Source organism: Cysteiniphilum litorale (assembly GCF_003428165.1).
Lineage (GTDB): Bacteria > Pseudomonadota > Gammaproteobacteria > Francisellales > Francisellaceae > Caedibacter > Caedibacter litoralis.
The window spans coordinates 1-8807 of sequence record NZ_QLIQ01000060.1 but is presented as its reverse complement, the minus strand read 5'-3'; the positions used below and the strand labels follow the sequence as shown (position 1 = coordinate 8807).

The window sequence follows — 8807 nt, the reverse complement described above, 5'->3', positions numbered from 1 at the left end:
TAGCACGTGAACTCTCTTGTGGCAAAAAACGTAATGCTTTAACGTGGTTGGTAATGATCGCTCGAATCGTAATCGCTGTTTTAGCAATATCGCCATCAACTAATTGTTCCGCAGGGGTATCTTTTAACACTTCTTGTAGTTTCTCCAATGGGAAATTTAAACAATGTTGTAGCAATGATTCATACGATGTCTGCCCTCTTTTTTTCATCTCTTGCATTAAGCTTGACAATAACGGGTCCTGTGGAAGAACCCCCAAAAAGGTGGATCACTATTTGAACAATATAAGCTGTATAAAATGATCCCCCTTTAAAATGGCTTAATAGGCGTACCCATCTAAATATTTTTGAGACTATACTTATTGATATATGACACATATTGGTAATAAGTTATGTTTATATTGCGCGTTGTAACCGTCTTTTTCATATCAGAGCTTTTAATGAGTTGTAGCTTTTTATTACCATCGAAAAAAGTTGAGAAAAATGACAATTGGAAAACCTTCAATAGCGTACAAAGTGTATATGATAAGGTCATCCCAAATAAAACCACCTTAAGCGAGCTAAATAATATAGGGTTCAATCCGTATGCAGCAAATAATGTTAAGGTCGAAAGCTATCTTGATGTAAGGCATCGGTTTGATCCATTAAGTACAGGCAAAAATATCCCTGAATCCGTTTCTGAATGCCTGCATTCGTACAAAAGGTGTAAAGCTTATGTTATCAACATTGAGTATGAACATGAGAAGCATGTTGGGAATGTATTGTTAGATCTTGCGGGGTTTAGAAAAGAAATTGTTAACGATGGCTGGGGTTTTAAGGCTATATTTATAATTCAGGATGAATTAGTGGTCTATAAAATTTGGTCCGGGGAGCCTAAACGCAGGTCATACACCGATGAAATTAAGCCATTAGGTCCATTACAAAGTCTAGATGGTCTGATAACCTCTCCCAAAATCTCTTTTTGAAGGGGGGCTTAAGAATTCCTCATTTAAAATTCACTTTCTTTTACCCATAGAATAAGTATTTGTCTCCATATTCGTTGAGCAATAGTTTCTTGTTTAGTATTGAGTAAAACCTCGCCTCTTAGCACATGAGGGAGTTGATATGGCAGTTGCCCAGTATTTTTAAGAAGTAATAAAAAAACATTTTCATTTGGTGTTAACTTTCCAGTCTTATCTGCATTAACTGCTATTTTACCGCCAAAAAGTGAAGCGACATAAGAGCTAATTGGCGCTGATTCATAAATATACTTTAGGTGTGATTTATTTTGGTTTTGCCATGAAAATATCCCGGGTTGTGAGCTGACAATTTTCATTACTTTCACCGGAATTTTCGCTAAGTCAATATCCTCTGGAATAAAGTACCCTGATTGACCTATCTCAGTCTTATCCTTTTTATTTCCGTCAACATATGACCTTAGTTGTATTTTTTTATCGTTAACAAGCACCATCAATGCTTGCTTAGCCTTGATCCATGCACCTATTTGTAAGTCATGCGAGATGAATTCAACTTCACCATCAAACGGAGCAAAAATTTGTAGGCGGTTTTTCTGCTCTTGCAACTGAGCTAAATCAGTCTGGGTCTTATTAATCTGTGCATTCAATATCATTTTTTGATCTAAATGATCTTTAAAGTAAACCGTATTACGATTTTGCCACTGGAGTTCATTTAACTTTTCTTTTGTTGTAGAAATTTTGAAGTCTAACTTTTCAGAGTCTAACACTGCTAATAACTGGTTCTCCTTTACTATTTGTCCTTTAGTTATATATAGCTGCACCACCTGTGCAGGTGTATCAGCATAGAGTGTTTTTGTTTGATATGAAAGCGTTGCTGGAAGGGATATTTGACTTTGCCAAGGCGCAAAAAATATCATGCCTATAAGTAATAAAGTGACCCCAAAGATAATGGTATGTCTATTGACTGTTATGACAGTCCTCATAGACCACCACACTCGTATTTCCTGGTAAATGGGATTAAGAATGAAATAAATCATTTCAATCCCAAAAAGGACAATCCCTAATGCTTTAAAAAACATATGATATACCATTAGCGCAATACCAAGGAAAAGGAAAAATCGATATACCCAGTTTAAACTTGCATAGGTTATAAGCATGGCTTGTTGCGTGGAATTAAATTGTTCAGGAATTGGAGCCTTCAGTCCAAAGAGGACTTCTCTTATTTTCCAGCGAGTTAAGGCAAAACTTCTGGTTTGTAAATTGCGCATGCTTAGCATGTCTGATAAAACATGATAGCCATCAAAACGCAAAAATGGACTGATATTAATAAGATATGTTGTCATAAGGCTATAGGTGGCAAGGAAAAAACAAATACTTCGCAATGCACCCTCTGGTAAAATTAGCCACGCCCACAGTGCAAATATTGCAATATATGTTTCAGTAACAACTCCTGCAAGGGCTATAGTAATACGCTCTTTAGGGTCATTAACCTTCCAACTTTCCGCAGTATCGGTATAAAGCATTGGAAACATCACCAAAAAAGCAATTCCCATTGTTGGGACATTAAGTCCAAATTTTTTGCACATGAAAGCATGCCCAAGCTCATGACAGCTTTTAGCAAAAATTAATGCAATTCCGTACAGTAATATATATTTTAGGGAAAACAAGGCAAAAAAAGTATGAGTAAACTGATCCCATTCTCTTAGTGTGAGAATGAGTACAAATATTGCTAAAATAAACATGAAGAACGCAAATCCCTTTCCAAGCATAAATCGTACATACGGATAAACTTTATCTAGTAACCTATTAGGTTTTATTAGTGGAATTCTAAAAAACAGATAATTTTTTGCCAGCCACAAAAACCAGTTAGTTTTTTTAGGCGATTGCTGTTCGTTAAGGGCCTTAAGTATTGAGTAATTTTGTTCAATCAAGCAGTTTTGCGATAAAAATTTGAGCATTTTCTCAAGATCATCCATTGATATTTGAGAAAGAGAATATGATTTAACTAACTGAACAAACTCTTCTGGCGGAATGCTTCTCCAATACTTCAACATTTCATACTCTTTCCAACCCAAATGAAAAAACCTATTATTAAGCGTATCTTGAATAACCCAAGTTGGTTTATTGCTAAAGTCCATTCCACCTTTTGTAATTTCTACTCCAGATCGCAAAGGAGGTAAAAATTCAGGCAATGTATTAGTAGCATTTATTTGCATACCCTATGCCAAAGTCCAGTAATACCTATAATATAGATAGATGAGAAAATCATGAATTTCAAGGTTGCAAAGATATATCAGGATATTTTAATTTCTCATTTAAGCAGAAACCAACTAAGTATGTATCTGTTTTATGATTGGTTGGAATAAACAAAATAAATAACGTAAACTCTTTGACTTAAGTTATTTATGTGCCAATTGATGAGGCTGAAACTATGAATATAAAAAAACTATTATTTTACTGTTTTCTTGCAATATTAATTATATTTACATCCTTGATTGCCTCAAGAAAAGAGGCATCTGCGAGTGAAGTAGCAGATAATTACACCATATATTATCAGCCGTTATATTTTATATCCAAATCAACCCTTTTAAATGCTGCTAGAATAGTTGGCTCTGAAAGTGAGCATGGACTAATGACTAATGGAGATAATATTTATATTTCAAAACCTATCAAGACAGAATCAATTGATCGATATTCTATTATCAGAGTACAAAAGCAATTAAGTGCAGATAGTGTTTATCTAGCAACTAAAATTGCAGATGCAGATTTAGTAAATAATGTTCAAAATATAGCGATTATTAAAATTAAAAATGCAACGCAGGAAGTAACTGAAAATGATTTAGTAATTCCTGATCTTAATAAGCCTGATATCAAAAATCAAGCTAAGCAAATTGAATTCAAATCGCAGGCTAAAATAGAAGCGAAAGTTGTATATATCCCTAATGATGACTTTGAAATGTTTGTGGGTCAATTTCAATCAGTCGTAATTAATGCTGGAACAAATAATAAGCTAAAAACGGGTGATGGTGTATATTTTTACTCATTACCTAAATTAGTTGATGGAAAATATAAAATCCTAGGGCAACAAAAAGGGTCAGGATATATCTATAGAAGCTCTCCAGAGTATTCACTAGTATTAATTACAAAAGGCAACTCGGAAATATACCCAAATGATATCGTCTCAACATCATCAGATTTTTACACTTAGCAGTAAAATAGAGGATGTTTTTCAGAAAAAATCTAAAAAATACTCTATTTATTGCTGACTATAATCAGCAAAAGATAAATAATTACTGAGAAACACAATGATAAAGCACCTAAATGTGTAAATGCTATTGCTCCTGACAGTGTTCCCGCAAAGAATGAGATGATAAGTATCAGGTATAGCCTTAATTTCCAAAAAGCAATATTCTTTCGTTTAATCCAGTGCGCTATCAGCACTCCAAGATCAGTAGTCGTTCCTGTCATGTGTGTCGTTCTTATTAGTGCTGAACCATAATGAGTTGTCATTGCATTTTGTAAACCCATGGTGGCTGCAAGTAAATACTCGCAATATGAGATCCTATTATACAGTAGGATGATGGAAGTAATCACTAACACTAATTGCAATAAAATGTTTATCTTATAACGATAGTCTTTGTTATATTGCTCACTTTTAATAATTAAACCACTAATAACTGCACCTATAAAAAATGAAAACACCAACATAATCATGCGCCAAAAAACCAAATAATTTTGGGCTGCGAAATAAGTGCCAGAGTAAGATAAGTTGCCTGTGACATATCCGACTGGATTATGAAGAAAGCTAATAAGTGTTGCTGCATTAATGTAGCCACCATTTAATGGTAATAAAACAGCCGACATATATACCCATATAGGGGATTGAGGAATTGAATTTTTCATTTTATTTAACCAACCTTGACGCACTCGGAATCCAGCGATATAAGGTTGGTATTGAAATGCCTAAGTCTTTCGCAACATCTTTTGGTAGAGCACCACTTTCTAAAAGCTTGCGTGCTGATTCTAATTTGCTATCAGTCATTTTCCTTTTACGCCCACCGACTCGACCATTTTTTTTAGCAGCCTGTAAGCCTGCTTTTGTTCGCTCAATGATGAGCTCACGTTCCATTTCTGCAAGAGATCCCATAACATGAAAAAAGAAACGCCCTGAAGGTGTTGATGTATCAATTTGGTCAGTAATGCTTTTAAAATTAACACCTTTTTTATCAAGCGCAGACATTACCTCAATCAAATGCTTAAGTGATCTTGCCAATCGATCTAGTTTCCATACAACTAAAGTATCGCCAGCCCTGAGTACTTCCAGCGCCAGATTTAACCCCTCACGGCTTAACTTACTGCCTGTTGATTTATCATCATAAACTTTTTCACAACCAATTTTAGACAATGCATCATGTTGTAATGTCAAATTTTGATCCTGGGAGCTGACCCTAGCATATCCAATTAACATAATATTCTCTTGCGCAGTAAAAATATTCTCATAACTTGTGAAAAGTATATAATGCAGCATCATTAGATTCAAGAATGGTTTTTGAGAATATTGGACGCTTGAGAAATCATTGCCATAGCTATTCTCAATAAACCTGCTCATAAACGACCATTTTTAAGAAGGGCTCCATGTCAAATAAAAAACGTATTTCATTGCTGACAGATTCCGAAGTTGATGAGATTTATAACTTTCCAGAGTTTAACGATCATGAACGTAAGCTATATTTTACATTTGATAGTCATCAATGGTCTTTGATTAATGCCAGTGATCTACCAACGCTTATGATCCACATTATGCTGAAAATTGGATATTTTAAGGCTAGGCAACAATTTTATGCATTTAATCATGATCTTATGGCATCGGATATATGCTATTTGATAGAGCAATATTTCACAAATGATCAAGAATTCCCAAAAGCACCAGACAAGCGTACCGAAAAGAACCAAAAGGATTTAGTCTTGGCTGGGTTTGGTTATCAGCTGCATAGCAAAAAAGATGGGCGAGTAACCGAGCACTTATCAATGCTGATTCGACATTATCCAAAACCCCATAATGCAGCGCGCGAGCTCATTAAATATTTTGAAAAAATGAAAATTGTACTGCCAACCTACCGGACACTCCAAGATTTATACTCTGATAGTTATGCGCAGGAAATGACTCACTTAAATGATCTTATCGATAAAATTCCATCACGTATCACAACAACCTTAAATGACCTGATTTACAAAGAGGATGAAAATGATGTCGTATCACTCAAAGAAATGCGCTATGACCAAGAAAACTTTAGCTATAGTGAGGTTCGTGGTGGCATCAATAAGATAAATGCATTAACTGAAATATATTGGTTTTCCAAAGAGTTTCTTCCAAAAACCAAGCTTGCAAATAATGCTATTCGCTATTATAGCAACATAGTCGAGCAGTATCCGGCTTCTCGATTAAGAAAACTAACTAAAAGCTTACAGTGTCTATACTCAATCTGTTTTATCTACAACAGATACCAAGTTTTTGCAGATCATGCGATTGTTAGCTTTCTTCATTACATGCAGATTTTAAAAAGCGAGGTCAAAGAGCATGTTGAGAAGCAATTATCTCAATATATCACCAGTATTGTTAAAAAATATCCTAATTTGGTTAAATTCTTCCGTTGGTTTCCCTCACAAGAGAATCAACATTTACTTGCTGACAAGAGATTATTTGAAGAAGCATATAAAATTTTACCAAAGGAGGATTTTGAAAAATTTGCTCAATATTTTGAAGGTGCTGATTTTGATGTTAAAGCAGAAAGGTGGCGTTATTTTGAAGATAATTTTAACACGGTCTCTATGTATTTACGCCCGATTGTTCTTGCATTAAATTTTGAACATTATAAAAAAGATAACTCCATTATTGCATTGATTCAAATGCTTAAAGATTACTACTCCAAAAATAAGAAGCCAAAGGATCTCAAGCTATCTGATAATCTTGGTTTAAGTTTACCTAAACATATTGTCCCGTATCTTAGATCGACTTTTCAGGATAAATATATCAATCCTCATCGTTTTGAGTTTTATGTTTATGAAAAGCTTTATCATCACCTTGATCGTGGGCGAATGTTTTGTAACGACAGTGTATCCTATAAAAATATTGATGATGATTTTGTCGCTGATGACATGGTGGATAAGGCTCTAGAAATAGCAGAGCGATTTGGTTATCCAAAACTTGCTGCATATTGTGAGGACAGATTAGATAATCTACTAAATGAACTTGATGCAAAATGGGAGCACGTTTTAAACCGCATAAGTACCGGGCAGAATGAAAATATCCACATCAGTTATGATGATAAAGGTCAGGCATCTTGGCAGTTAGATTATGCGGCTAGCATAGAACATGATGACTCATTCTTTAAAGACCTCAATAAAATGGATATATCAGAAATATTTAACTTTGTTGATAACAACACAGATGTTTTTGATTCATTCACCCATCTTAAAGGGCGTTATATTAAACGGACAAAACCAACAACAGTAGCTATTACAGCCTGTATTTTGTCTGAAGCTTTTGGTTTTGGTGTTGCCAAAATGGCTGAAATGTCATATTTAAATTACAACACATTAAGGTATACACATGAAGATTTCATCCGGTTTGAAACCCTTAATGATGCTAACATCTCTATTGCAAATTACGTTAACAAATTATCGATTTTCAAAGCATGGAATTTACTTGAAGATAAGCTTATTGCTGACGATGATGGTCAAAAAGCATCGACTAAAACAAGTACCATCAAATCTCGATACTCTAAAAAATATCTCGGAAAAGGCAACGGGTTATCTGTACTCTCATTAATAGCGAATTTTATTGCAGTTAATGTTAAAAACATTGGTCTTAATGAATATGAAGGTCATTACCTTTATGACATGATTTACAGTAATCGATCCGAAATAAAAATACAGGCCGTAACCGGTGACAATCATTCGGTAAATAAGATTAATTTTGTCGCTCTTGATGTTATTGACGTCGAATATATGCCCAGCATAAAAAATGTCGTCTCTGAAGCTGATGAACTCTACTCATTCAGCGATCTACCTCAGTTTGAGGGCGCAATCATTAAACCAAAAGATAAGATTAACCTCGAATGTATCAGAAAATATAAGCGTGAGATTACTCGAGCATTATTGTCACTAATTCTTCAAGAAAATACGCAAGCAACAATCATAAGAAAATTAAACTCTCATGATCGGTATGCGGGGTTAAGGAAAGCGCTTTATGAATACAATAAAATCTTCAAATCATTGCATATACTCAACATGATTGATGATATGCCCATGCGAAAAGCGATGAAAATTGCACGTAACAGGACAGAATCATATCATCAGCTGCAGAAATTAATTCGCAATATGTATTATGGCATATTTAAAAGTAAGCGCATTGTTGGGCAAGATGTCAGTACACAAGCCGTAAGGCTGGTATCTAATGTTATCGTTGCCTACAATGCAATTATTCTTAATAGTCTATATGAAAAGATGGTTAGAAATGGAGCGACAACCGAAGAGTTAGAGGAGTTTTTAAGAATATCACCAATGGCTTGGATTCATATTACTTTTACTGGGCGTTATAAATTTAATGGTGGTGAGATTAATATTGATCTACAAGAGATTATATCAAGTCTTGAAAAACAGCTGAAAAAGCTCGGTATTATAAGGTCTTAATAGGTGTGATCAAATAACGATCCACCTTTTTGGGGGTTCTTCCAGTGCGCTAGGACAAGCCGCACTGATCTTGCAGGTGAAAGTCCTGCCGTAGAAGGTTGACTAGACCACTACGTAGCGAGTCTTGCGCGGTCAAAGGTAACAATGACTGTGAAGCGTAGAC

General features: G+C 34.9%; 7 protein-coding genes. 3 read left to right on the top strand and 4 right to left on the bottom strand.

Going from position 1 to position 8807, the window contains the following annotated elements; genetic code table 11:
- Nucleotides 1-229, bottom strand: a 229-nt coding sequence (locus DNJ75_RS13655) for a type IV secretion system DNA-binding domain-containing protein (RefSeq protein ID WP_157968355.1), incomplete at its 3' end; no start/stop codon positions are given.
- A gap of 159 nt (nucleotides 230-388) precedes the next feature.
- On the opposite strand from DNJ75_RS13655, the gene DNJ75_RS13650 reads away from it, so the two are divergent.
- Nucleotides 389-961: a hypothetical protein gene (locus tag DNJ75_RS13650; RefSeq protein WP_117004004.1), complete on the top strand. Its 573-nt coding sequence runs from the start codon at nucleotides 389-391 to the stop codon at nucleotides 959-961.
- 23 nt (nucleotides 962-984) lie between these two features.
- Here the strand turns inward: DNJ75_RS13650 and DNJ75_RS13645 are convergent, their stop codons facing one another.
- A complete protein-coding gene (locus tag DNJ75_RS13645; RefSeq protein WP_117004003.1) occupies nucleotides 985-3168 on the bottom strand; it encodes a biotin/lipoyl-binding protein in 2184 nt (727 codons plus the stop codon).
- 191 nt (nucleotides 3169-3359) lie between these two features.
- Between DNJ75_RS13645 and DNJ75_RS13640 the strand changes: the two genes are divergently transcribed.
- Complete coding sequence (locus DNJ75_RS13640) at nucleotides 3360-4160, top strand: hypothetical protein (protein ID WP_150468890.1); 801 nt, start codon at nucleotides 3360-3362, stop codon at nucleotides 4158-4160.
- Between the two features lie 44 nt (nucleotides 4161-4204).
- Here DNJ75_RS13640 and DNJ75_RS13635 read toward each other — a convergent pair whose 3' ends face one another.
- Nucleotides 4205-4855 carry a YoaK family protein gene (locus tag DNJ75_RS13635; RefSeq protein WP_117004001.1) on the bottom strand — a complete coding sequence of 217 codons (651 nt, stop codon included), beginning with the start codon at nucleotides 4853-4855 and terminating at the stop codon, nucleotides 4205-4207.
- 1 nt (nucleotide 4856) lies between these two features.
- Entirely contained in the window at nucleotides 4857-5483 is a 627-nt protein-coding gene (locus DNJ75_RS13630; protein WP_456064308.1) for a recombinase family protein, read from the bottom strand.
- Between the two features lie 104 nt (nucleotides 5484-5587).
- Here DNJ75_RS13630 and DNJ75_RS13625 point away from each other — a divergent pair, with 104 nt between their 5' ends.
- The gene (locus DNJ75_RS13625) at nucleotides 5588-8644 is read left to right on the top strand and encodes a Tn3 family transposase (protein ID WP_117004000.1); all 3057 of its coding nucleotides are present in this window, start codon (nucleotides 5588-5590) and stop codon (nucleotides 8642-8644) included.
- The last annotated feature ends 163 nt before the right edge of the window (nucleotides 8645-8807 follow it).

Excerpts from the sequence above, each read along its gene's own strand:
- DNJ75_RS13650 (WP_117004004.1), top strand. The coding sequence starts at position 389 with ATGTTTATATTGCGCGTTGTAACCGTCTTTTTCATATCAGAGCTTTTA.
- DNJ75_RS13625 (WP_117004000.1), top strand. The coding sequence starts at position 5,588 with ATGTCAAATAAAAAACGTATTTCATTGCTGACAGATTCCGAAGTTGAT.
- DNJ75_RS13635 (WP_117004001.1), bottom strand. The coding sequence starts at position 4,855 with ATGAAAAATTCAATTCCTCAATCCCCTATATGGGTATATATGTCGGCT.
- DNJ75_RS13630 (WP_456064308.1), bottom strand. The coding sequence starts at position 5,483 with ATGATGCTGCATTATATACTTTTCACAAGTTATGAGAATATTTTTACT.
- DNJ75_RS13645 (WP_117004003.1), bottom strand. The coding sequence starts at position 3,168 with ATGCAAATAAATGCTACTAATACATTGCCTGAATTTTTACCTCCTTTG.